This window comes from Chryseobacterium culicis, assembly GCF_002979755.1.
Lineage (GTDB): Bacteria > Bacteroidota > Bacteroidia > Flavobacteriales > Weeksellaceae > Chryseobacterium > Chryseobacterium culicis_A.
On sequence record NZ_PCPP01000002.1, the window covers coordinates 141193 to 167069 of the forward strand.

Here is a 25877-nt window from a genome sequence, read left to right on the forward strand (position 1 = left end):
TTTTTTAAAACCAGTGTCCTAAAATAACACTGAATATCCCTTTTTGGTTATTTTTAAGTGAGTGGCTGAAGTTTACTTTGATCTGCCCGAAAGGTGATTTGTAACCAGCCGTTATTCCCAGTGAGCTATAATTTACTTTAACAGCATCTTCAAACTTGATATCGTTTGATAAGTTTGCAAAGGTAAAGTTTCCACTGATAAAATAGTTTTTATTAAATTTAAACTGGATATCATTAGATGCCAGTATTACATTATTTGTATAAAGCTGGGCGAAATAAAATCCTCCAAAGCTTTTAAAATTCATGAGATTCTGCTCAAATATTCCGCCTAATCTGAACTGGTAATAGGCAGGAAGGTTTTCACCGATAGTAACCCCGCCAAATAGATTCAGACGATAACTGAATTGTTTGCTAAGTGGAATATTGAGTCTAAGATCTGCTTTAATCTGAATAATTCTTTTGTCAACTTCAGATTTTAAAAGATCAACTACCTTTCCTTCAGCTGCAAAATAAACCCCTTTTGAAGGGAATTCCTTATCATCCTGGGTATCGGTTTTTATGAAGATATAAGGGTTTAAAAAACGGCTGTAACGTCTGTTATCTCCATTGCTGTTTTCCGCTTTAAAATAGTCATGACTGATACCACCACCAATGGCAAACTTATCCTTCCATACAGATTGTATATAAGCTTCATTTCTGATCCATTCCCAGCGGTCTACTACATAGTTATCTACATTCTTTATATCAAAGCTCATTCCTGATGAATAGAGACCAAACCCTGGAATATATCCGTTATCAATAAAATAGTTCAGATAATATCTCATACGATCTCCTACAACAACATCCAGTGAGAGGTTTGAATTTTTAAATAAAAGCCGCTTTGCTGAATAGTTCAAGAGAAGTCCGGTCTTGAAGACTTCATCATAATGGAGGCCAAATTTTAAAAAATGACGGGTATCATCTTCTGTCACGTAAAGCTTCAGGTAATTGGCGTCATTTTCCTGAACGATATCATAATTGATAAATTTGTAGTTGTTTGTAGCAACCAATTTATCAATCATTTTATTAATACTTCCATAAGTTTGTAAAGAGGGAAGACGAAGTCCCATTTTCCCCAGCGTGTAGTTTTTACCATAGATTTTACTTCCTTCAATAGAAATGCTGTCTATTTTGTATACATTGGAATAGATAGGGTTTATACGCTGTCTGAGACGGTCAAACGGACGCTTGGGCAGTTGGTCTAATACCTGAGAATATTTTAATCCTTCTACATATCCACTGTCAAGAATTTTCTTTTTATCGTCATAGCTGGTGGCAGACATTCCTTTCAGATTGGGCTTGATATTGATGTCTGTATATTTATATTGTCTTCGGGTATCTTTTTTTATTCCGAAATCAATGACCTGGTTTAGAATGGCTATAATATTGTTTAAATCTTCTCTTTTTGAGAGATCCTGATTAAGATCCACCCCAATTACGATATCGATTCCTTTATCCTTTAAAGGCTTTGAAGGATAGTTTACCGTCATTGCTCCGTCAATATAAATGCTGTCACCAATTTTTACCGGATCCATTAAAGAAGGAAATGCTGAACTTGCCATGATAGACTGTACAAGATCTCCTTTTTCAAAAATCTGCATATTGCCGCTTTCAAGATTGGTTGCAACACACATGAATGGAATTGGCATTTTGGAAAAATCCTCAATATTGGAAACGTTCTTAAAGAGTTCTTTCAGAAGATAAACATTTCTTTGTCCGGTACTGATAGAAGAGGGAAGTGTAATTTTTCCGTTTTTGAGCGGAATGGATAAAAGGTATTTGTCTACAGACTTATTAAAAAAGCTGGCTTCCTGTCTTGATTTGGGATCCATGATTAAAGAATAGAAATCTGTATCCATGACGATTTTTTCTATTTCTTTACCGGAATATCCGGCGGCATATAATCCTCCCACTATGGCTCCCATACTTGTTCCGGAGATATAGTCCACCTTCACTCCCAATGAATCTAATACTTTAAGAACTCCGACATGTGAAAAACCCTTGGCTCCACCACCGGCGAGTGACAGCCCTATCTTTGGATTTTTCGGAATCACCAAATCTTTTTTTACCTGAGAATGGATCAATAACAGTGGGAATATGAAAAGCAGAATCAGGAGTTTTTTCATAATTAATCTTTTATATAAATCCGTTTCACCCGGGGCGAAATGGAGGTTAATACTTCATAGGTTATCGTTTTGCAGTAGCCTGCGAATTCTTTTAAACTTGGTTTGGCATTGAAAACAGTTACCATATCGCCTTCTTTTACATTGGGAATATGGTCTACATTGATCATCATCATATCCATACAGATATTTCCGACAATGGGTGCCAGCGTTTTATTAACGCCTACATTTCCTACCTGATTTCCAATCAGCCTTGGTATTCCATCAGCATATCCTACCGGAATTGTTGCTATTCTTGTAGGATGATCTGCTTTATATCTTCTGCTGTAACCTACAGATTCACCGTTTTCAACAGTTGATATCTGTGAAATTACGGTTTTAAAACTTACCACAGACTGTAGTTGCTTCTGAATTTCAGGATCCGCAGATTCTCCCAGCATTCCGATACCGATTCTTACCATATCATGCTGATGATCTTTATAGCTTGTAATACCTGCCGAGTTCAGAATATGACGGATAGGAGTGTAGCCTAACTTTTCCGTAAGATAGCTGGAATTTTTATCGAAAACCTCCAGCTGTTTCAAGGTAAATTCTTTTTCTTCAGGCATATCAGAAGATGATAAATGGCTGAACATACTTTGTACCTTTACGTTTTTCTGGCTTAAAGTTTCGCTTAACTGATTCAGCTCAAAATCTTTGAAACCAAGACGGTGCATTCCGGTTTCGAGTTTGATATGAATAGGATATTTCTTGTCGTATCCTGATTTCTGAACTGCTTCATAAAATAATTCCAGTACTCTGAAACTATAAATTTCAGGTTCCAGGTTGTATTCTATGATCGTCTGATAGCTGTGCTGTTCTGGATTCATCACAATAATAGGAGTGGTGATCCCTTTTTTACGAAGTTCAACTCCTTCATCGACATACGCTACACCGAGATAATCGATATGGTGATGCTGAAGAAACTCTGATACTTCATAGCTTCCCAGACCATAGGCATTGGCTTTTACCATGGCCATCATTTTAGTTCCCGGTTTCAGCAGTGATTTATGATAATTAATATTATGAAGTATAGCATTAAGGTTTACTTCCAATACGGTATCATGCTTTCTGAGTTCGAGAATATCTTTAAGTTTTTCGATCTCAAATTTTCTGGCTCCTTTCAGCAGAATAATCTGATTTTCTAATTCAGTAAGATGTTTACTTTCAATGAGCTCCTTAGTATCAATGAAAGTATATGTTTTAGTTTTAAATAATTCACTGAACTTTGAAATTTCATCACCAATTAAGAAGACAGAATCAAAATGCTGCTCATTCACCAGTTCAGAAACTTCTTCATATAATTCTTGTGCGTTGGAATTTACTCCTACAATATCAGTTAAGACCAGAGATTTTTTAGATTTATTATATTCATTCAAAAACTGAAGGGCAGTCTTCAAAGAATCGAGGTCAAGATTAAAAGAATCGTTGATGACAATATTGCCTTTAATTCCTTCTATCGCTTCAAGCCTCATTTCAACGGCTTTTAAAAGGTTGATTTTTTCGACGATCTTTTTATTTTCGATATTCAGTTCCTTAAGGACTGTGATAAGCGCCAGAGCATTGGTTAATGTCGCTTCGTCTCTCTGATGAGCAGGAAAACTGATTTCTTCTCCAAAATAGTCAACAATAATGTTTTCATCTTTGGAAATATTGTTTTTGATGAAAACCTGATTCTCTTTTTTAAAACCGTAAGAAATTAATTTTTTATCAGAATAGGATTTTTTAATTTTTTGATCAACCAAAGAATTATCACCATTATAAATAACAACTTCAGAATTTTTAAAAAGAGTGATTTTTTCATCAATCAATTCTTCTTCGGAAGAAAAGTTAGCAGCATGGGCCGTTCCGATGTGGGTAAGCAATCCGATCTGAGGATGGAAAATATTTTCAAGCTTTTCCATTTCATGGGGTTTTGAAATTCCCACTTCAAAAATTCCCAGCTGATGGGAGCTGTTGATCTGGAGAAGAGACAACGGAAGACCAATCTGAGAATTAAAGCTTTTTGGACTTTTTACAGTAGGAAATTCATTCCATAAACATTGATACAACCATTCTTTTAAAATAGTTTTACCATTACTTCCCGTAATTCCGATGGATTGAAGTTGAGAATTTTCGAAATGATATTTGGCTAATTTTTGAAGAAACTCAACGGAATTTTCAACAATGATCCAGGTTATATTTTCAAACTCCGGATACTGATGTTCAGAAATGATGATATTGATACCTCTGTCTATAGCAGATTCAATAAATTTTTCCCCGGAATTTTTAGGGGTATTGATCGCGATAAAGGCTGTGTTTTTAGTAGAATAAATAATCCTGCTGTCGTAGGCTATATTTTTGATCAATAAATTTTTGTCCCCAATGATCTGTGCATTGGTGATCTCTGCAATGTGTTGTACTGTATAATTCATTGGTACCCTTTCTGCTTTATTTTGAGCGAAACTGCAAAAAGGAATAAAGACCATTATATCATCACATTCCCTTTTTAATATTTTACAATAGAGCTTTTTCGCTTCTCATTTTATATTAAGTGAATATATTTATGGTTTGATGCAAACAGCTATTTTATAAGGTAGCTATTTTGCCTTTTACCCATTTATTTTCTTTTTTGAAAGCACTTCGTCTATAAAAACACGGCGGCTTACAGCCTCATAACTTTCAGTTTCTCCCAATTCTACCAGATCATTTCCCTGGGAAGTTCTCATGGAATAATTGGCAAGATTACCTGTTCTTTTGCAAATAGCATGCACTTTTGTAACGTACTCTGCAGTTGCCATCAAATTAGGCATTGGTCCGAACGGACGACCTAAAAAGTCCATATCCAGCCCTGCAATTACCACTCTGATACCGCTATTGGCAAGCTGATTGGCAACATCAACAATGCTTTCATCAAAAAACTGAGCTTCATCAATGGCTACTACATCACAATTGGAAGCCAACAGAAGAATTTCATTAGGATTTTCTACTGCGGTACTACGAATTTTATTCTGATTATGGGATACTACATCCTCCTCAGAATATCGTATATCCATTTTGGGTTTAAAAATTTCCACATTCTGTCCTGCCATTTCCGCTCTTCGCAATCTGCGGATAAGTTCCTCGGTTTTACCGGAAAACATAGAGCCACAAATCACTTCCATCCAACCACTTTGTTTGGAATGATTAATTGTATTTTCTAAAAACATTTGTTAAATTAGCCGTATATTTTTAACATCAAAAGTAAGCAATTTTAATAAGAATCTTATTATGCAGAATATCCAAGATTTAAAGGAAAAGATTTTTTTTGAATCCATGAATATCATTGATAATCTGGACAAAATAGGTAATATAGACGAATTACTTTCTAAGCAAGATCTTGTAGATGAGCTTGCTAACAGGATTTCTTTTTTGAAATTGCTGGAAAAAAATATTGAATACTTTATAGCCGAAAATCCGGGGCAGAATTCGGATAATCAGTATATCTCTTTTGCTTCAGGAGAGACAGAACATCATGATACCGGAAATGAAGTGACGGAAGAGGAAGCGATTTTCAATAATGAACTGAATGAAATTGATGAAAATGAAGTTTTTTCTGACGGATTAGAAGAAGAAGCTACTTTCAATAATCAGCTGAACGAAATTGTCGAAAACGAATTCCATGAAAATATGGTAAATTTTGTGGAAGAGAACAATTTTGAAAGAGAATCTGAAAATAATCAGGAACAAACTTCTGATCATGAAACGCTGGAAGAAGAAGCGGTTTTCAATAACCAGCTGAACGAAATTGATGAAAATGAAATTTCAGAAGAACAGAGAGCTGTTCTTAGCTTTGTAGATGAAGACAAAATTCTTGCAGATTCCACGCCTGATTCAGATGAAGATCTTAATGAAGATTTGTTTTATAATGAGGTAACGGAAGAAGAAGTGGTTTTCAATAATCAGCTTAATGAAATAGAAGATGAAGAGGAAGAAATCTCAGAACAGGAATCAAAAAAAGAAACTGATTTCGCTGTGGTAAATGATGCTAAACCTTCAGTCACAGAAACTATTCCAAGTATTTTTGATAGTGAAACACTGGAAGATGAAATACTGATCGAAGAAAACGAAGAGCAGTTTGTGGCTTCCAACGTTTCGATAGAACAGGGGGAAATGGCGACAGAAACTTCTAATGTGGAAAATATTCTGAGTGAGATAAAAAATGACCATTCAGTGGAAGAAATCAAAGAAGAAAGCATCCTTGCTGAAGTCTATGACCGAAGAAAGATTGTGGAAATTGATAAACCTGTTCCCGAAGAAACAGACAAACATCCTTCTGATGAGAGCTTCGAAAATTTAGAAGAATACCATCGGGAGAAAAAAATAAAACTCGCCAATATCAAAGGAATGAAAGCTGTTCAGTCACTTTTTGATGACGATCACCTGGAACTTCCTAAGGAAGAAAAAACGATTCCGGTTGTAAAAGAAGACACGGGAAGCATTCTGAAATCCAATATTCCAACGCATTTCATGGAAGCAGACAAGCTGAAGCCTGAATTTAAGCTGGATCTGAATGACAGAATTGCCTTCACGAAGATGCTTTTTGAAGGAAGCCAGACGGATCTGAATGATACAGTATATCAGCTGAATCAATTCAAAACACTGGAAGAAGCCAAAGAATATCTTAGTGATCTGTATTACGAAAGAAAATGGAATAAGGTGGATGAATATGCACAGAGACTTTGGATATTGGTAGAAAATAAATTCTTATAATTTTGAGCGGAATCCTATATTTTGTTCCCACACCTGTTGGGAATCTTGAAGATATGACATTCAGGGCAGTCAATGTTCTGAAAGAAGTAGATTATATTTTATGTGAAGATACCAGAACTTCCGGTATACTTTTAAAACATTTTGAAATCTCTAAGCCTTTAAAGTCTTATCATTTACATAATGAGCATCAGGCAACGGAGAAAGTGATTGCAGATCTTAAAAACGGCCAGAATATCGCTATTATTACCGATGCAGGAACGCCAGGTATTTCAGATCCTGGATATTTACTGGCAAAAGCAGGGGCAGACAACAATATTGATATGATCTGCCTTCCGGGAGCAACAGCTCTGATTCCGGCATTAGTGGTTTCAGGACTTCCTAATAACGAATTTTTATTTGCAGGTTTTTTACCCCAGAAAAAAGGAAGACAAACAAAACTGAAGCAGCTTGCTGAAGAAAAAAAGACCATCGTACTTTACGAAAGTCCTCATAAAATCAATACAACTCTTGAACAGATCAAGGAATTCTTCGGGGAAGAAACCAAAGTAAGTTTAAGCCGTGAAATTTCTAAGAAATTTGAAGAAACTAAACGAGGGACAATCAATGAATTAATTGAATTTTCCAAGAGTAAAACTTTAAAAGGAGAGATCGTTCTTATTGTCAATAATTCTATTTAATTTTCTTTGAAAAAACTAGTTTTTGTATTATGTTCTGTAGTCTGTACAGCACAGACTAATCAGTATATGAAAGTGATCCTGTCTAAAAAGACGGAAAAAGAGGTCAGTTCCTATTCGGAAGGGTATGGAATATTCTATGATACCGGTTATAAGAAGCAGGGAATTGTAGACTCTTTGGGAACGATTACATTTGAGTCTCCTTACAAAGGAGGTATTTTGCATGTTTTTAAAAACCGGTTTATTCGGTATTTTGATGAAGGGAACAGCAGAAAATCGGCTATTATTGATGAAAAAGGGAATGAACTTATCCCTTTGAATGATCAGGAGTTTAATACACCCTGGTGGAGTGAAGATTGTATCATTTCATCAAAAAAGAATGGAGAAGCCGTCTATGATTTTAACGGAAAGGAAATCATTCCTTATTCTGAAAAGATCCGTTTTTCAGGGAAGAACAGACTTTTGGTTTCAAAAGATAAAAAATGGCTGCTGTATGACTTTAAAGGAAAGCAGCTCAGCACCCGTGAATTTAAAGAAGATTATAGTTTTGAAGAGGGCAGAGCACTGATCATTAATGAAGACAATGAAAACGAAATCATTGGAATTAATGGACAGACTTTGCATAAGTTTTCTAAACAGATCATCAATATCAATGCCTATCCTTATCTGATTAGTCAAAATAAAGCTACAGGAAAATATGGTTTGATTGATACTGATGGAAATACAATTGCCGAAGAAATATATAATGATATCACCCCGGAATATTTTGGAAAAAAGGAATATATCTATCTTACAAAAAATGGTAAAACCACAGTTTTCAATAAGAAAGACCAAAAACTGTATGCACAGACTTTTAAGTATTTAAATCCTTTATTGAGCAATTATTTCAGTGTTTACAATGATAAGACCAGGAAATCCGGCATTATAGATCTGGAAGGAAATATTATTCTTCCTCAGGAATATGATTTTATCAGAAGTTTTACCATTTCCGGAAAAGACTTTATCTACCTTAAAAAAGGAAATGAAGAGAAATTTCTCGATAAAGACCTTAAAAATATTGTAGGAGATGGCGTTCAGATTTTTGGTTTTTATCCTGATAATCTTATTATTGGAAAGGAAGAAAAGTATTATAAATTTTCTGTGACAGGACAATCCTTGATGGAATTGAAAAATATCAGCCAGATAAAAAATGAGGATTTTGAATATTTTAATCCTCTTAATCAGTATTCAAAACCTTTGGTTTGCAGAAATACAGCAAATTTTTATGGTATCCTGGATGGAAAAGGAGCCGAAATTGTCCCTTTTGTTTACGAAGATATTATAACATTTGGAAACGCTGAAAATGAAATTGTAGTTAAAAAAGAAGGAAAATTCGGAGTTTCAAACTTTCAGAATGAGCCTCTGAAAGAAATTATTTATGATAAATATTTCTGGCAGAAAGAGGTATTGAGATTGGATAAAAGTAAAAAAACGGACTTTATTTATTTCACCAGATTTAAAAATAATTCCGTTCAGCTTTAAAGAAAATCCAAATAATCTTCAAAAAAATCCAGTATTTTAACAATTTAAATGGGTTGAATAACATTTTATAATATCTTTGCAAACCGTTTAATTCCAGAAAGGAATTGTAGAAACATGAAGAGGAAGCTGTCACAAGCTGAACGAGTTATAAAAGAAAATAATTGTCAATAGATATGAAAATATTAGAAGGAAAAGTAGCACTAATTACCGGAGCTACAAGAGGAATCGGTAAAGGTATCGCTGAAATGTTTGCTCAGCAAGGGGCAAAAGTAGCATTTACCTACGCTGGCTCTGTAGACAAAGCAAAAGAATTAGAAGCAGCTTTAAGTTCTGTAACCCAAATTAAGGGATATCAGTCTGACGCATCAGATTATGATGCTGCTCAGCAATTGGTGGAAGAAGTAATGGCGGAGTTCGGGCAGATTGATATTTTGGTAAACAATGCAGGGATTACAAAAGATAACCTGTTATTGAGAATGTCCAAAGAAGATTGGGATAAAGTAATCAAAGTAAACTTAGATTCAGTTTTCAACCTTACAAAAGCGGTAATCAAGCCGATGATGAAGGCTAGATCAGGATCTATCATCAATATGACTTCTGTAGTAGGGGTAAAAGGAAATGCCGGACAAGCCAACTATGCAGCTTCTAAAGCTGGGGTAATCGGGTTTACAAAATCTGTGGCACTGGAATTAGGATCAAGAAATATCAGATGTAATGCGATTGCTCCTGGATTTATTGAAACGGAAATGACTGCTGTTCTGGATGAAAAAACAGTTCAGGGATGGAGAGAGGAAATTCCGATGAAGAGAGGAGGGCAGCCTGCAGATATCGCAAATGCATGTGTATTCTTAGGCAGCGAAATGTCAGCATACATTACCGGACAGACATTAAATGTTGACGGTGGAATGTTAACTTAGAAAATGAAAAAAGTACAGAATATAGTAGTATTCTTGTCGGTTTTAATAAGCGTCGGTCTGGCATACATTAGTTTTTTTAATGTATATCAGACCGATGATTATTTCTGGTCCTATACTACCAGAAAATTTGGGCTGCTAAAAAGCTTTATAAATACCTATACACAATGGGGCGGAAGGTATTTCGGGTATTCTATCAATATGTTTAACCCTGTCTTTTACGACCCTAATAATATTCTTCCGAAAATATATCCTGTTTTTTTAATGCTGTCCTTTATTGGAGTTTCAGCATTAAACTTTAAAGAATATTTCGGCTATTCTTTGAAAGAGTCCATTAAAAAAGGATTCCTTCTGTTTTTCTTTTATACAATGCTTCTGGTAAGTCTTCCGGAGCACTATTTCTGGATCACGGGATCCAATGTATATTTCGTTCCTGTTATCTTATCAGGGATTTTACTCTATATTTTTAAAAAAAGAGAAGATACGGGACGGAAAATATGGCTTTATCTTTCGGTTTTTCTTATCATCATTCTGATGGGTTCCAATGAAATCCTGGCATTAATTCTTGAAGGACTTTTGCTAGTCTCCTATTATCAGAAACGCAATAGAGAAAATTTATTTTTGGTGCTGTTAGGAACTTTATTTTTACTTGTATGTTTTCTTGCCCCGGGAAATTTCAACAGAATGGGAGAGGAGGAAAAAGGAATGGTAATATGGCTGAAAAGGATTGCTCTTTTTGGTGCTGATACCATATATGTAGGATTGAAAGTGATGATGGTACTTCCATTATTTATAAAGGTTTTTGAAGAAGAACTTAAAAAAATCTCTACTCAGATAACATTTCAAAAAGCATGTCTATTCTGGTCGGTTTCATTGCTTCCTTTATTATTTACAAGCTATATTCTTACTTCTATTGCAAGACAGTTTGAAAGCATTCTCTTCTATTTTTTAATTACTTTTTCACTGATTATCTTCTTTAGATTTGAAAAAATTAAAAAGGTTTGGTGGATTTCTCTCTGTATTGTGTTTCTTCCTGAGCTTAAAATTTTCCCGGAGAAATATGCTTATTTTAACATTGATTTTAATGGTGAAAATATAATAATGGAGCTTTTTACTACAGATCTTAAGAAGTATGAAAGAGAGATGAATGAAAGAGTTGATATAATTAAAAATTCTTCACAGGATTCTGTGGTGGTAGATAAGATCAAAGAAGTTCCGAGAATTTTATATATCGATGAAATGGCTTCTGTAAAAGAGCAGGAAACCTATGTAAATGACCAGCTTCAAAAATATTTCAATAAAAAATATATCCGAACAAAAGAATAAATAAAGGCTTTAGATAATATTCTAAAGCCTTTTGTTTTATTTCTAGTCCTTAAAAACCTGGTTTTCCTGTTCCTGAACTCTGATAAAAGTAGTTCTCTTGGAAAGCTCTTTAAGCTTTGAAGCCCCTACATACGTACACGTGGATCTTACTCCTCCTAAAATATCCTTTACAGTTTCTGAAACCGGACCTTTATAAGCCACTTTTACAGTTTTCCCTTCAGAAGCACGGTATTCTGCTACACCTCCGGAATGCTTGTCCATTGCGGTTTTAGAACTCATCCCATAGAAAAGACGGTATTTTTTACCGTTTTCTTCAATCATCTCTCCGCCGCTTTCGTCGTGACCGGCAAACATTCCGCCCAGCATTACGAAATCTGCCCCGCCACCGAAAGCCTTTGCTACATCACCAGGAACTTTACATCCTCCATCTGCAATGATATGACCTCCCAAACCATGAGCAGCATCAGAACACTCAATAATAGCCGAAAGCTGAGGATATCCTACTCCTGTTTTTACTCTGGTTGTACACACTGATCCAGGGCCAATACCTACTTTTATGATGTCTGCACCCACTAAAAGAAGTTCTTCCACCATTTCTCCGGTAACCACATTTCCTGCGATAATAATTTTATCCGGGAAATTAGCCCTTGCCTTCTTCACAAATCCAACGAAATGCTCGGAATAGCCATTGGCTACATCTATGCAGAGAAACTCAATTTTTGGATGCTTTTCGAGGATATGTTTTATTTTTTCTTCATCTGCTTTTCCTGTTCCTGTACTCAAAGCAATATACTGATGAATACTTTCAGGCTGGCTTTCCAGAAACAGACTCCATTCATCAGGAGTATAATGCTTGTGAACCGCTGTAATAATTTTTTCCTTTGCCAGCTCAACGGCCATTTCAAAAGTTCCTACCGTATCCATGTTGGCTGCAATTACAGGAACTCCTGTCCATTTTTTCTTCGTATGTTTAAAGGTAAATTCTCTTTGTAAATCAACTTCTGAACGGGATTTTAAAGTAGAACGTTTAGGGCGGAACATTACATCCTTGAAACCCAGTTTTATGTCATATTCTATACGCATTTTGTAATTATTTGTCAGAATAAAGGTAGTAAATAATCTTGAACAGAGTGTTTCTATGATGATGGATTTTCCAGTTTATGAAACAAAAAAAATACGGTTTGAAAATAAGTTTTTCAAACCGTATTTTAATTATTTAAAAGCTTTGCTTTAGCGTAGATTAAATAGAAGACTCTGATATTCTCAGAATTATTTTGCTTCTTTTATCCCTTCAAAAGTCATCACTTCTTCTAATGTTTTCATGTATTCATAAGCTGTAAGATCAAACTTTACCGGAACAATAGAAATATATCCGTTGGCCAATGCCGTTTCATCAGCATCTTCAGAATCATCCATATTGTTGAAATATCCTGTTAGCCAGTAATATTTTTTCCCATGTGGATTGATTCTCTCATCAAAACTTTCTTCCCATTTGGCATGAGCCTGTTTACATACTTTTACCCCTTTTATTTCTTCTTTCGAAAGCTTAGGAATATTGACATTCAATACAATTCCTTTTGGCATTGGATTTTCCAGGGTTCTTCTTACGATATTCTGAATAAATTCTTTAGCTTGGCTAAAATCAGCTTCCCAGCTGAAATCCAGTAATGAAAATCCAATCGCAGGAATTCCTTCTACACCTGCTTCTACAGCAGCAGACATTGTCCCCGAATAAATCACATTGATAGAAGAATTTGCTCCGTGATTGATTCCGGAAACTACAATGTCAGGTCTTCTCGTTAGAATTTTATCAAGAGCCATTTTTACACAGTCTACCGGAGTTCCGCTGCAGGAAAAATCTGTCTGCGGGCCTTCCAGCGTAACTTCTTCGTAGCTGAGGGTAGAATTAATGGTAATAGCGTGGCCTTTTCCACTTTGAGGAGAGTTGGGGGCTACAACAACTACTTCTCCGATTTCATTCATAAAATTTACAAGATTTCTGATACCAGGAGCTGTAATTCCATCATCATTAGTAACCAGAATAAGCGGTCTTTCCATAAATTATCTTTAATTTTTTATTCAAATAGAGTGAATCTGTTCATTTTCAGAATTGAACAGATAGATTTTCAACACATCAAATGTAGGTAAAAATCAGACGCAATAAAATACCAGATTGGGATTGGCTGTTGTAAAAAGAGAAGTAAGATTCTCATACTATGGCTTATAGAATAGAGAATTAAGCATAGAAGGAAAAGGACAAAGCGCAAAAAATAAAACTGAAATGAAGTAAATTTAATATGAATTTCATTTCAGTTTTAATTGAAGTGGTTTTACAAAATAATAAACTAGTCGAGAGGTTTTCTACCAGAAATGATATTATAAAGAATAACGATAATGGCAATAACCAATAAAACGTGAATTAAATAACCTGTGCTCATTCCAGGAACTATTCCTAACATTCCCAGTAGCCAAACAACGATGCAGATGACTGCGACTAACCATAGTAAACTTTTCATGACTTAATATTTTGAATTTGTATGGTTAATTCTCTGCATATTTTATGCCTTTATGGCTGAAATTTGATTTTTGTGGTATCTGTTTTTTGTTTTTGATAAAAAAAATAAATTTTGGAATACCCTGTAAAAAAAGACATGTTTTATTTCGTTTGGGAATGAAACAGCCTGATAATAGGAAATGGCTAACACTGTTTTGATTATTTGCAAATCTCTTTAAATAAAAATGATCAAAACTGACGATATTTGTAAATAAGGTATTAAATTTGATCATTTGTAACAGTACCAAACTTACTGCTACTAATTATTATACTTATTTTAAAAAAATTAATAAATAAAGACAGTTTATGTGGAAAAATTTCAAACTGAATAAATTTTTACTCCTTATTCCATTAACCAGTCTAATGTTTTGTTTCAACTCGCCAAAGAATGACGATGAAAAGATGCAGACGATAATGGTGAGCGTAAAAAACACACTTTCTTATCTGCATTATAGTCCAAAGTCTATCAATGATGCCTATTCGAAGGACGTTTATAAGCATTATTTCGAATTGGTAGATCCAGCAAAAAGATATTTTCTGCAATCTGATATGGATGAATTCAGCAAGCATGAAACAAAGCTTGATGACTATATCGGGCAAGGTGATCTGACATTCTACAAACTTACGATTGACAGACTCTACCAAAGAGTGGATGAGATTGATAAAATCACACAGGATATCTTCAGTAAGCCTATTAATCTTCAGGAAGATGAAACGCTTACCCTTGAGCCAAAACTAAAAAAAGTACCTGCCAATAAGCAGGAACAGTATAATGAGTGGAAAAAATTCATCAAATACAACATCCTTCAGGAAGTTGAGTCGATGAACAGTAAAGAAGAAGCTCAGAAAGAAAAGAAAGACTCTGTTCAAAAGTACAAGCTGAAAGATACTATCAAGTTTAAAGTTCTTACTCAGGATGAAAAAATCAAAAAAGCGACTGATGAAGTAAAAGACCTTGTAAAAGACACCTTTACAAGATTTAAAAAGAGAAAGAAAATGGATTGGTTTACGGTGTATATGAATGCTTATACTGAGGTATTCGATCCGCACACTAACTATTATTCTCCAAAAGATAAAGAAGATTTTGATACTCAGTTTACCGGAAAAGTAATTGGTATCGGAGCCCTGATTCAGGAGAAAAAAGGAAACCTGTATTTAGGAGCCCTTACCATTGGAGCACCGGCATGGAAATCTAAACAGCTTTCTGAGGGTGATAAAATCCTGAAAGTAAAATCTAAACCGAAAGAAGATGCTGTAAATGTTGTAGGAATGCTTTCTGATGAAGCCGTAAGACTGATCAGAGGAGAGAAAGGAACACCCGTAACATTAACGGTTCAGAAGAAAGACGGAACGATTAAAGATGTAACCATGATCCGTGAGGAAGTAGCTATTGAAGATACTTTCGCAAGAAGTATCGTAGTGAATACTCCAAATGGAAAAAAATATGGTTTTATCAACCTTCCAAGTTTTAATGCTGATTTTGAAAATGCCAAAGGAAGAAACGCTTCTGATGACATCAAAAATGAAATCATTAAACTTAAAGAACAGAACATTCAGGGAATCATTCTTGACCTTAGAAATAATGGTGGAGGTTCTTTAACTGAAGTAGGGGATATTATGGGGCTTTTCATGGAAGCTGGTCCTTACGTACAGGTGAAGGATGGAAACGGGAAAATACAGACTCTTAAGAATAAAAATGAAACTCCGATCTGGACAGGTCCGCTTGTAATCATGCAAAATGAACTTTCCGCTTCAGCTTCAGAAATCCTTGCAGGAGTAATGCAGGATAACGGAAGAGCAATGATCATAGGATCTCCGCAGTCTTTCGGAAAAGGTACCGTTCAGACTTTTGTTGATCTGAACAGATTCCTGAATACCGAAGATGATTTTGGATCTTTAAAGCTGACGATTCAGAAATTCTACAGAATTACAGGAGAATCTACACAGAGAAAAGGAATTGTTTCTGATATTCAGATGAAAGACTTCTTTACCTATGCAGAAGTAGGAGAGCGATATGATGATTATGCGCTGGCATGGGATAAAATTCCACCTACAAAATTCGAGAAACTGAACTATTTCAATATTCAGGCGCTGGAAAAAGCAAGTGCAGACAGAATGGCTAAAAACAGCAATTATCAGTTGTTATTAGAATCTGCTCAATGGAGAGAAAAACTGGATAAAGAAGAAAATATCACTTTGAATATCACCAAGTTCAACGAGCTGATGAAGAACAGAAAGTCTCAGATTGAAAAGTTCAAAGCTTTGACAAAATTTGAAAACGGACTTCAGTTCATGATGTATCCAAGTGAAATTGAAAGAGAGAAAAAAGATGAAGCTTTCAAGAAAAAATCTGAAATGTGGATCAAGAATCTGAAAAAAGATCTTTACCTGCAGGAAGCAATGAATATTGTATCAGATATGGGAGCTAAATCCTAAACATAAAAAAACCGCTAATGAAAATTAGCGGTTTTTTTATTGAGTACAGTAGATTACTTAATTTCTACACATCCCACTCTTCCTCCGGCATTTCCGGTAGGCTGAGTATGGAAATCATCCGCTGCTGCGTGTACAATAAGACCTTTTCCGATGATGTTTTTAGATTCATCTGTACAGCCCAGACACCATTTGTCTGTTTTGAAAGTCAATGTTGCAGTTCCGTTCTGATCAGCAACCAGGTTTCCTATATCTCCCATATGGAAGTGTTCAGCTCCCCATTTACCATGATCATTCTTGGAAGGATTCCAGTGGCCACCGGTAGACGTTCCGTCTGCAGCAGAGCAGTCTCCTTTTTCATGAATGTGTACTGCATGGATTCCAGGAGTAAGGTTGGTGATGTCCAGCTTCATTGTTACTTCATTTCCATTTTGAGTAAACTTCGCTGTTCCTCCTGTCTGTGTTCCGCTTTTGGCATTTACCGAGTATGTTTTTGTTGTTCCGCACGAAACGGCAAAAACTGCAAATCCCGCCAATAATGCTAATGTTTGTACTTTCATTTGTTAAATGATTTATAGTGATTTTACGATAAATTTAAAAAAGATTTTCCAAAGGGCTTTATGATCTCACTCTTTTTTGAAAAACTTAGTTTGAATGATACTGCAATCCGGCTTGTTTTAACCTTAAATTCTGAAAGGTTGTCTGAAGGGTAACTTCTTTAAAAAGAGGCGAAAAAAAGCTTATTTTTAGTCTTTAGAAAGTAACTTATTAATCCAGTATCTGCGGTAAGAAAAAATAGAGCATGATTATTCTGTATACATTCATTAGTGAAGCAAATCACCAGCCTCTTCTTGACAGGTATCTGCCTGTTTTTTCTCAGGAAAGTAAACAGAATATTCTGAGATACAGGAGATGGCAGGATGCTCAGCTTTCCTTACTGGGAAAAGTCCTTTTAGAATATGGATTAAAGACTTATTATAACATTTCTGATATTGAAACAGATGTTCTCACGAATAAAAAACCTTATTTAAAAGGAAATGATCTTCATTTTAATATATCCCATTCCAAAAATCTTGTTACCTGCGCTATTGCAGAATATTCCTTGGGAATAGATGTTGAATTTAATGATCAGAAAATTAGCTATCAGGATTTTATATTTCAAATGACCGACAAAGAGCTTCAGGAAATCCAAAATTCTGAGGATAAGATGAAACAATTTTTCATGTATTGGACGCGAAAAGAAGCCGTAATAAAGGCCCACGGAGCCGGAATGATTCTTCCTCTGGATTCTTTTGAAATAATAAATAATGAATGCCATATTGTAGGTGAAAAGTTCTTTACCAAAGAGATTTTCATTCATAAAGAGTATCATAGCTGTATTGCCTCCTCAGATCAGAAAATTAAAGAGGTGATGCCAATTATTAAATACATTGAAGAAGATATTTTACTATAAAAAATGAAACAGGGTTCTGATAATAGCAATAAAAGACAACATAATTCCGCTATGGAAAAATATCTTTGTGAAATAACAACTTTGAAGTGGAAGAATATAAAATACGGATTGTAAAAACAATTCAATATATTGACAGCCATATTGATGCAGATCTGTCTCTGGAAAAAGTTTCAGAGGTAAGTGCCTATTCACCGTTTCATTTTCATAGGATATTTAAACTGGTTACAGGGGAAACCCTTCAGAGCTACATTATCAGGAAGAAAATAGAAAAAAGTGCCCTTCATCTGGCGGTTCATAAAAATATGGAAATCAAAGATATCTATTGGGATCTGGGTTTCTCTAATCATTCAGTTTTTTGCAAGACATTTAAAAAATATTACGGTCTGGCTCCCACAGAATTTCGCAGATCAGCTCCGGAGAAGTTTCACAAGATTTTACAAATACAAAGCAAGAACGGACAAGTGGATACGGTTTTCAGCCAATACATTTGCAACATTGAAAACCTGTTAAACTGGACTAAAATGAATTTAAAAATCGAAGTAAAAGAAATGCCGGAAATGAATCTGGCATCCGTGATGAGCCTTGGAATTGCCAATGTAGAACCTTCTTTCAACCTCTTAATAGACTGGGCAAAAAAGAAAAGCCTTTTTCCGCGGGAGAATGTGAAAATGATTTCTGTGTATCATGACAGCTGCAAAATAACACCTCTTGATAAAGTCAGAATCCATGCCTGTATGCTTTTGGATGAAAGACTCTCAAAACAGGAGGGCGAAGTATTTCCCGAAACGATAGATGGCGGAAAATACATTGTGGGAAGCGGTGAAGTTACTTTGGATGACTTTGAACAATGCTGGGTTTCTATGTTTTTGTGGATGAATGAGAACAATTATTCTACACGAAGAACCTTTCCCTATGAGATCTATCACACCAATTTTAAAGAACATCCGGAAGGAAAGATGATCGTGGATTTTTGCATCCCGGTTCATTAATTACCATTCGGAAGCAAAAGAATGCCTTTCAGTAATAATTTTTTTACAGAAGGGCATTTCTTATCCTATTTTTGATCCAGAAAACAATAAAAATGAAAACACAAGGACAAAACATCCTGTTTCTGATTCTCCTCCTCACCTCCATTATGGGATATTCCCAGGTGAAAATATCAGGAAAAGTATCCTTCAAAAATAAAGGAGTAAGTGAAGTAAACGTGACTTTAAAAGATACTTATGACGGTGCTACCACAGATGCTCAGGGTAATTTTACCTTTGAAACTTCGGAAAAAGGACCTCACAAAATAACGTTTGCCCATCCGAAATATGAAAATGTAGAAAGAGATATTTCTATTGAAAACCAAGATGTTTCGTTGAATATTGATCTTAAAGAGCAGATCAGTGAGATTGATGCAGTAGTGGTTTCTGCCGGATCTATTGAAGCCAGCGATAAGAAAAGAGCAACAGCGCTGCTTACACCCATTGATATTTATACAACGGCAGGAGCAGACGGACAGATTTCTTCAGCATTGACCTATCTTCCGGGAGTGCAGAAAGTAGGAGGGACGGAAGGTCTGTTTATCCGTGGAGGTACAGGAACGGAATCTAAAATTTTTATGGAAGGTAGTCTTATCAACAATTATTTTTCGAACTCTGTTCCGGGGATCGCGGGTAGAGATCAGTTCAATACTTCTCTTTTTAAAGGAAATATATTTTCAAGTGGTGGGTATTCTGCACTGTATGGGCAGGCTCTTTCAGGAGCATTGATGTTGGAAAGTGTTGACCTTCCGGATGAGAGTTCTTACAGTTTAGGTGTTTCACCTATTTTCCTGAATGCCGGATTTCAAAAGCTGGGAAATAATAAAAACTATTCCTACGGGGCTACGGCAGGATATTCTCTTTTAAGCCTGATGCAAAAGGTATTTAATTTTAATACAGATTTTTTTGAAGCACCACAAGGACTTAACGGAGATGTGAATTTCAGGTTTAAAACAAAGTCAGGAGGTTTCTTTAAATACTATGGAATGTTTAATTCCAATAAAATGGGGGTAAGGTCAGAAAGCCTCGAGCCCGGATCCGATTTCAGTCTGGTAAAACTGAACGGGAAAAATACTTTTCATAATCTGTCATTTAAACAGAAATTTGGAAAATACCTTCTGAATGTGGGTGGTTCTTATTCATACAATAAATCTGACCTTCATTTTTCTACAGAAACGAATGATATTGAAGCGAACAGAAGCCAGCTTCTGACTGACGGAAATTATCTGAATTTCAAAGCTGTTCTGGAAAGAAAAATCAACAGAATCAGTGCCGTGAGAGGAGGATTTGAATTGAATAATACCGATGAAAATCTGAATTTTGAAACCGTACAGAAACATTATACAGATTTAATCTCTGCGGCCTTCGTGGAAACGGATCTTGGTTTCAGTAATGCATTGTCAGCGAAGATAGGAGTAAGAGCAGAGCATTCCTCATTTTTAGGAAAGAACAATATTGCTCCTCGTTTTGCGATCGCATACCGCCTTGCAAAAGATTGGACAACCTCATTAGCGTACGGACTTTTCTACCAAAACCCGGAAAGCAAGTACATAAATGGTCCGGCAAATCTTGGCTTTCAGCAATCTCAACATTATATTTTTCAGGTTCAGAGAGCTTCAGAGGGTAGAACTCTACGTTTTGAAGCGTTTTACAAAAAATATGATCAGTTGATCAAAACATTTAATATTAACCAGGATAAGGAGCAAAATCAGCAAACTCAGTCTGCTTTAAACAACAGTGGATATGGATATGCAAAAGGAGTGGAATTCTTCTGGAGAGATAATAAAAAAACATTTGAAAATATTGATTACTGGATCAGTTACTCATACCTGGATTCAAAAAGAGATTTTCTTAATTATCCGGTAAGCCTGCAGCCAAGTTTTGCCGCTGAACATACCCTTTCGGCAGTGGCTAAAAGATTTATTCCGGAATGGAAACTGGGAGTGAATTTATCTTATACATATGCAAAAGGACGTCCTTACTACGATATCGCTTCCAAATTTGAAAACGGACAGACCGTTAATTATACCCGAACAGAAGGAAGATTAAAAGATTACAATGCTTTGAATTTCAGTATTAATTATCTTCCCAATATCGGTAAAAAAGATGCAAAAGCATTTCCGGTATTTGTATTGAGTATCAGTAATATTTTAGGATCAAAAAATGTATATGGTTACAATTTCTCTGCTAATGGATCCAGAAGCTCAGCTATCGTTCCGCCAGTCAACACTTTTGTATTCATCGGAGCATTTATAAGTTTTGGAGTAGACAAAACAGATGATGCCATCAATAATAATTTATAAAAACATATCTTAGGACACACAAACATAACTCACTTTTAAAATTTGATATCATGAAAAAATACCTTTTAAGTTTTGCTTTAGCTTTTGTGAGCTTAACAGCTTTTGCACAGGCAGATTATGACAAAATAATGTCTGAAAAAATTGCAAGAATAGAGACCTGTAAAACCTCTGAAGATTTCCAGACCCTGGCCAATGATTTCCAGAGAATAGGAAGCAAAGAGAGCACAAAATGGCTTCCGGCATACTATGCCGCATTTTCTTATATCCAAAAAGGAAGAACACAGATGAGAGATGGTAAAATGCAGGAATTGGATGGTATCGCAGATCAGGCTGAAAAACACCTTTCTATGGCTCAGAATCTTGCCGGAACTGATAATGCAGAAATACACTTACTGAGAAAAATGTCTTATTCCCTGAGAATGATGGTGAATCCTGCACAACGTTATATGACCGATGGAGCCAGAGCTGCTGAGGAAATGAGCATTGCAGAGAAATTAGATCCTTCAAATCCGAGAATTGCTCTTATCAAGGCAGAAGATGTCTATTTTACACCGGAACAGTACGGAGGAAGCAAAACCAAAGGATTGGAAATGTTTAAAGATGCTCAGGCAAAATTTAAAGCATACAAACCAAAGACGGCTTTAGATCCGAGCTGGGGAAAAGGAGAAGCAGATTATTTCTTAAGCTTACCTGTTGAAAAAGCAAAATAGTTTTCACTGTATTTATATCCATTAACCTTCATTCGTGAAGGTTTTTTTATACCATTCGGAAAGGAAAATCAGCCCTTCGGTAACAATTAATTTTTGATACCTTTAATAAAAACTAATTTTAAGTCAAGAAAACAGATCATGAAACGGAAAAACTTTATCATACTATTCTGGGTATCACTTGCAGTCTCCATGTTTTTCTTTTTTGTCTTTACAGAAGAAAAGAATCTTGAAAACTTTTTATATACCCTGCTTATCTCTTTTATTTATTCTTTTGTATTGGGAGGAGGAAACGGAATGCTGAACAGCTTTCTGAATAAAAAAATCCCATGGTCGGAGGCTACAACCAAAAGAGCGGTTATCAGTATTATTTCAATTATTGTTGCCAATTTTGTGCTGGTCTATTTTTGTAATTATGTCAATTTTGTACTTATTCAAAAAACGGCTACTACAGAAGAGTTTTTCCTGGGAAAATATAATTTCCTTAATTGGTTTACCATCAATATTGCGTTGTTGATATCAGCTTTCCTTCATGCCAGAAGTTTTATGGAAGAGCTGAAAAAGACTTCCAGAAAAGAAGTGGTGGAACAGAAGCTTATCGCCAAATCTGCAAATGCCCAGTTTGAAAGTTTAAAGAACCAGCTGGATCCCCATTTTCTTTTTAATTCCTTGAATGTTTTAAGCTCCCTGATTGACGAAAACCCAAGACAGGCACAAAAGTTTACTGCTTCTATGTCAAAGATTTACCGGTATGTACTTGAACAGAAAGATAAAGAGCTGGTAACAGTAGAAGATGAAATAGAATTTGCCAAAACCTATTGTGAACTTTTAAAAACAAGGTTTGAAGACAGTGTAGATTTCACTTTTGATGTTCCCAAAGAAGACTATCAGAAATATGTAGTTCCATTGGCGCTACAGTTACTGTTGGAAAACTGTATCAAGCACAATTTTGCCACATCATCAAAACCTTTGACCATCAGAATTTTTTCAGACGGAAAGACCCTTTGTATTGAAAATAATCTGCAGATAAGAGAACAGATCAAAGAGAGCTCAGGAATTGGTCTTGCCAATATTGTACAGCGCTATTCCTTACTTACGGAGAGAAATGTTTTCATAGAAAAATCTGAAGATCATTTTAAAGTAAAACTTCCAATGCTGATTGCTAAGCCACAAGTTTCCACATCAAAAGCCGAAGATGATTCTGCTGCTTACAAACGGGCACAAAAAAGAGTGAAAGAGATTAAAAGTTTTTATATGAATCTGATTTCTTACTGCACCGTATGCTCGTTTTTAATCTTTATTAATCTTTTTACAAGCAGCAAAAATCATTGGTTCTGGTTTCCTGTACTGGGATGGGGAATAGGGGTTGCTTCTCACGCATTCCAGGTGTTTGGAGTAGGAGAATCATGGCAGGAAAAAAAGATTCGTGAAATTATGAACAAACAAAAAAAATAGAAAGATGGGAACATTTGATGAAAACGATATTGAATACCAGCGTGCCAGAAGACAGGTAGAAAGGTTAAGAGGATTTTATGGGCATTTATTCGCTTATATTGCCGTGAATGCAATGATTGTTGTGTACAATTGTATGAATCTGAAACCCGGTGAAAGTTATTTTCAGTTTAAAAACTTTTTTACCGCTACTTTCTGGGGAATAGGGCTTGCAGCGCATGCTGTTACCGTTTTTCTTCCTCGTGTTAATTTTATCAGGAAATGGGAAGACAAAAAGATTAAGGAACTGATGGATAAACAGAAAGATCATTAGAATGGAAAATAATAAAATCGTCAAGAAATAATCCTTTGCCTTTTGGCCTAAAAGCTTAACCTTACAAAACTTACTAAAAATGAATATCTTATCAATTTTTTTCTATATTTTAATGGCTGCATGGTTTCTCACTGAATTCCTTTATAAAAACATGCTCAAATCCGGCAAAGAAGATCAAAAGAACAAAGATAAATCTACTCTTAATATCCTATGGCTGGCTATTCCTTTTTCCATTGTAACCTCAATTATGATATCTTATAACACCCATTTTCCGATGGTTGGAAGCAGCTGGATTCTGTATGTTGGCGAATTTCTCATTCTTATCGGGATTCTTGTCAGATATATCATTATCAGATCATTGGGGAAATATTTTACGGTAGATGTTACCATAAGACAGGATCATAAAATTAAAAAAGAAGGGTTTTATAAATACCTGAGACATCCTTCCTATGCTTTTTCTCTGCTGACCTCGCTTGGGCTTGGCCTGTATTTAAATAACTGGCTTTCATTGATTTTTGCTTTTGTTCCTCCCTTTTTAGCCTTTGCTTACAGGATAAAGATTGAAGAACAGACTCTCGTAGAACAGTTCGGGGATGAATACATAGAATACCGAAAAAGTACTAAGAAACTCATTCCGTTTATCTATTAATGGCAGGATTTTACCATTCGGAGAACATATTCTACCATTCGGTAATATAAAATTGATTGGAGACCTTTTCCTGACCTACCTTTGAATCAAGAAAAAACAAAATCAACCTTTTAAAACCAAACATTATGGAAATTTTACCTGACAAAGAAACAATTGCTTACAGAAAAGCATCAAGAAGAGTAAAAGACTTAAAAGAATTTTATGGAAACCTTACTTCTTATGGTATTGTTATTCCCTTTTTAGCCATACTGAATCTTGTAACGGCACCCGGATATTTATGGTTTCTATGGCCTGCACTGGGATGGGGAGTAGGAATTGCATTTCATGCCATCAGTGTATTTGGAATTGGTAAAAGCTGGGAAGAACGAAAAATAAAAGAACTGATGGAGAAGGATCAAAAGCAGAAAATAAAAACACTATAAACAATAATAACTAAAAAACTTATACCATCATGGATTACGAAACTGCCCACACCAGAACCCACAATATCAGAAAATTCTATAAAAGCATTTTTATATTTGCCCTATTTGCTGTTCTTATCATTCCTGATGATATTTTTGGCGAAAAGATGATCAGATTTCATTTGTTTGACAGATATACCATTCTTGCAATCTGGGGATTTATTATCCTTGTAAAAGCGGTAAAACTGTTTCTTTTTGATTCCGAATGGGAAAAAGACATGATTGAAAAAGAGCTTAAAAAAGAGAAAAAGCCAATAAACTATTAAAATCTGTCTGCTTTTATCTAACTTTATTTCCCAAAATCTGAAAACCAAAATTAAAACTCAATGATCAAAACTGTCATTATAGAAGATGAAAAACCTGCTTCAAGGAAATTAGAGAGAATGCTGAGTATTTTTCCTGAAATTGAAGTAGTTGCTAAAATAGAATCAGTGGAAGAAGGAGTGGCCTGGTTTTCTGAAAACGAGCATCCGCAGCTGATTTTTTCAGATATTGTTTTAGGGGACGGATTGTCCTTTGATATCTTCGAAAAAGCACCTACCAAAGGTTTCATTATTTATACGACAGCCTTTGACCAGTACACACTGAAAGCCTTCAAGCTGAACAGTATTGATTATCTTTTAAAACCTATTCTTGATGAAGATCTGGAAGGTGCAGTGGAAAAGTTTAAGTCGTTCATTCCTGCTAACGATACCAATGGCTCTCAGGATATTAAGCAGCTGATCAGAAAAGAAAAATCTACACTATCGAGAGTTTTGGTTAAAATTGGATATAACCTCAAAATTATACAAACTCATGAAATAAGCTGTTTTTTCAGTGAAAATAAAATCGTTTATCTTCAGACGGAGGATCGTACTTATCCCTCAGATTTTACGCTTGATGAGCTGGAAGATGTTCTGGATGAGAAGAAGTTTTTCCGTGTGAACCGACAGTTTATTATCAGTTCAGATTATATCAAAAACATTCATACTTCACCTTACTATAAAGTGGATCTGGAGTTTCAGCCTGAAGAGGAAATTACAGTAAGCAGAGACCGTGTGAAAGATTTTAAAGACTGGTTGGTCAGTTAAAGATTAACTTAAAAACAAACACCATGGAGCTTATATTATTATTCTTTAAACTATTCCTTTCTATCTTTTATCCCTGAAAATGAAGGGAATA

General features: G+C 35.3%; 23 protein-coding genes. 16 read left to right on the top strand and 7 right to left on the bottom strand.

The features are described 5' to 3' along the window. Window positions 1-4: 4 nt before the first annotated feature. From CQ022_RS13700 to CQ022_RS13710, 3 genes are all read right to left on the bottom strand, one after another. Window positions 5-2164, bottom strand: coding sequence for a patatin-like phospholipase family protein (locus tag CQ022_RS13700; RefSeq protein ID WP_105682924.1), 2160 nt, complete (start codon window positions 2162-2164; stop codon window positions 5-7). A 2-nt stretch (window positions 2165-2166) separates the two neighbouring features. Further along, entirely contained in the window at window positions 2167-4614 is a 2448-nt protein-coding gene (locus tag CQ022_RS13705; protein WP_105682925.1) for a bifunctional UDP-N-acetylmuramoyl-tripeptide:D-alanyl-D-alanine ligase/alanine racemase, read from the bottom strand. A gap of 177 nt (window positions 4615-4791) precedes the next feature. Beyond that, window positions 4792-5388 (bottom strand): thymidine kinase, encoded by a 597-nt coding sequence (locus CQ022_RS13710; protein WP_105682926.1) that lies wholly within the window; start codon window positions 5386-5388, stop codon window positions 4792-4794. Between the two features lie 61 nt (window positions 5389-5449). Here CQ022_RS13710 and CQ022_RS13715 point away from each other — a divergent pair, with 61 nt between their 5' ends. The 5 genes from CQ022_RS13715 (at window position 5450) to CQ022_RS13735 (ending at window position 11366) form a co-directional block, all read left to right on the top strand. Then, on the top strand, window positions 5450-6931 hold the full coding sequence (locus CQ022_RS13715; RefSeq protein WP_105682927.1) for a hypothetical protein: 1482 nt from the start codon (window positions 5450-5452) through the stop codon (window positions 6929-6931). Between the two features lie 2 nt (window positions 6932-6933). Next, window positions 6934-7608, top strand: a complete 675-nt coding sequence (gene rsmI / locus CQ022_RS13720; protein ID WP_034694051.1) for a 16S rRNA (cytidine(1402)-2'-O)-methyltransferase — start codon at window positions 6934-6936, stop codon at window positions 7606-7608. Window positions 7609-7614: 6 nt separating this feature from the next. Further along, on the top strand, window positions 7615-9126 hold the full coding sequence (locus tag CQ022_RS13725) for a WG repeat-containing protein (protein ID WP_123864435.1): 1512 nt from the start codon (window positions 7615-7617) through the stop codon (window positions 9124-9126). A 173-nt stretch (window positions 9127-9299) separates the two neighbouring features. Beyond that, the gene (gene fabG, locus CQ022_RS13730; RefSeq protein ID WP_105682929.1) at window positions 9300-10043 is read left to right on the top strand and encodes a 3-oxoacyl-[acyl-carrier-protein] reductase; all 744 of its coding nucleotides are present in this window, start codon (window positions 9300-9302) and stop codon (window positions 10041-10043) included. A gap of 3 nt (window positions 10044-10046) precedes the next feature. Continuing rightward, window positions 10047-11366 carry a DUF6056 family protein gene (locus CQ022_RS13735; protein WP_105682930.1) on the top strand — a complete coding sequence of 440 codons (1320 nt, stop codon included), beginning with the start codon at window positions 10047-10049 and terminating at the stop codon, window positions 11364-11366. A 42-nt stretch (window positions 11367-11408) separates the two neighbouring features. Here CQ022_RS13735 and CQ022_RS13740 read toward each other — a convergent pair whose 3' ends face one another. The 3 genes from CQ022_RS13740 to CQ022_RS13750 form a co-directional block, all read right to left on the bottom strand. Further along, the gene (locus CQ022_RS13740; RefSeq protein ID WP_105682931.1) at window positions 11409-12449 is read right to left on the bottom strand and encodes a GMP reductase; all 1041 of its coding nucleotides are present in this window, start codon (window positions 12447-12449) and stop codon (window positions 11409-11411) included. A gap of 186 nt (window positions 12450-12635) precedes the next feature. Then, window positions 12636-13424 carry a 5'/3'-nucleotidase SurE gene (gene surE, locus CQ022_RS13745; RefSeq protein WP_105682932.1) on the bottom strand — a complete coding sequence of 263 codons (789 nt, stop codon included), beginning with the start codon at window positions 13422-13424 and terminating at the stop codon, window positions 12636-12638. Window positions 13425-13711: 287 nt separating this feature from the next. Beyond that, complete coding sequence (locus CQ022_RS13750; RefSeq protein WP_047426491.1) at window positions 13712-13882, bottom strand: lmo0937 family membrane protein; 171 nt, start codon at window positions 13880-13882, stop codon at window positions 13712-13714. A gap of 344 nt (window positions 13883-14226) precedes the next feature. On the opposite strand from CQ022_RS13750, the gene CQ022_RS13755 reads away from it, so the two are divergent. After that, complete coding sequence (locus CQ022_RS13755; protein ID WP_105682933.1) at window positions 14227-16356, top strand: carboxy terminal-processing peptidase; 2130 nt, start codon at window positions 14227-14229, stop codon at window positions 16354-16356. A 53-nt stretch (window positions 16357-16409) separates the two neighbouring features. Here the strand turns inward: CQ022_RS13755 and CQ022_RS13760 are convergent, their stop codons facing one another. Continuing rightward, window positions 16410-16913 (bottom strand): superoxide dismutase family protein, encoded by a 504-nt coding sequence (locus tag CQ022_RS13760; RefSeq protein ID WP_062672846.1) that lies wholly within the window; start codon window positions 16911-16913, stop codon window positions 16410-16412. Window positions 16914-17155: 242 nt separating this feature from the next. Here CQ022_RS13760 and CQ022_RS13765 point away from each other — a divergent pair, with 242 nt between their 5' ends. The 10 genes from CQ022_RS13765 (at window position 17156) to CQ022_RS13810 (ending at window position 25786) form a co-directional block, all read left to right on the top strand. Further along, complete coding sequence (locus tag CQ022_RS13765) at window positions 17156-17806, top strand: 4'-phosphopantetheinyl transferase family protein (RefSeq protein WP_105682934.1); 651 nt, start codon at window positions 17156-17158, stop codon at window positions 17804-17806. Between the two features lie 86 nt (window positions 17807-17892). Then, entirely contained in the window at window positions 17893-18795 is a 903-nt protein-coding gene (locus tag CQ022_RS13770) for a GyrI-like domain-containing protein (RefSeq protein ID WP_105682935.1), read from the top strand. Window positions 18796-18887: 92 nt separating this feature from the next. Next, window positions 18888-21134 (top strand): TonB-dependent receptor, encoded by a 2247-nt coding sequence (locus CQ022_RS13775; protein WP_105682936.1) that lies wholly within the window; start codon window positions 18888-18890, stop codon window positions 21132-21134. Window positions 21135-21184: 50 nt separating this feature from the next. Then, window positions 21185-21844 (top strand): hypothetical protein, encoded by a 660-nt coding sequence (locus CQ022_RS13780; RefSeq protein WP_105682937.1) that lies wholly within the window; start codon window positions 21185-21187, stop codon window positions 21842-21844. A gap of 138 nt (window positions 21845-21982) precedes the next feature. After that, window positions 21983-23296: a 2TM domain-containing protein gene (locus CQ022_RS13785; protein ID WP_105682938.1), complete on the top strand. Its 1314-nt coding sequence runs from the start codon at window positions 21983-21985 to the stop codon at window positions 23294-23296. A gap of 4 nt (window positions 23297-23300) precedes the next feature. Then, on the top strand, window positions 23301-23606 hold the full coding sequence (locus tag CQ022_RS13790) for a 2TM domain-containing protein (protein ID WP_105682939.1): 306 nt from the start codon (window positions 23301-23303) through the stop codon (window positions 23604-23606). 79 nt (window positions 23607-23685) lie between these two features. Beyond that, a complete protein-coding gene (locus CQ022_RS13795) occupies window positions 23686-24255 on the top strand; it encodes a methyltransferase family protein (RefSeq protein WP_105682940.1) in 570 nt (189 codons plus the stop codon). Window positions 24256-24380: 125 nt separating this feature from the next. Further along, window positions 24381-24677: a 2TM domain-containing protein gene (locus tag CQ022_RS13800; protein ID WP_105682941.1), complete on the top strand. Its 297-nt coding sequence runs from the start codon at window positions 24381-24383 to the stop codon at window positions 24675-24677. Window positions 24678-24706: 29 nt separating this feature from the next. Beyond that, entirely contained in the window at window positions 24707-24982 is a 276-nt protein-coding gene (locus tag CQ022_RS13805; protein WP_105682942.1) for a 2TM domain-containing protein, read from the top strand. A gap of 60 nt (window positions 24983-25042) precedes the next feature. Further along, window positions 25043-25786, top strand: a complete 744-nt coding sequence (locus CQ022_RS13810; RefSeq protein WP_105682943.1) for a LytR/AlgR family response regulator transcription factor — start codon at window positions 25043-25045, stop codon at window positions 25784-25786. The last annotated feature ends 91 nt before the right edge of the window (window positions 25787-25877 follow it).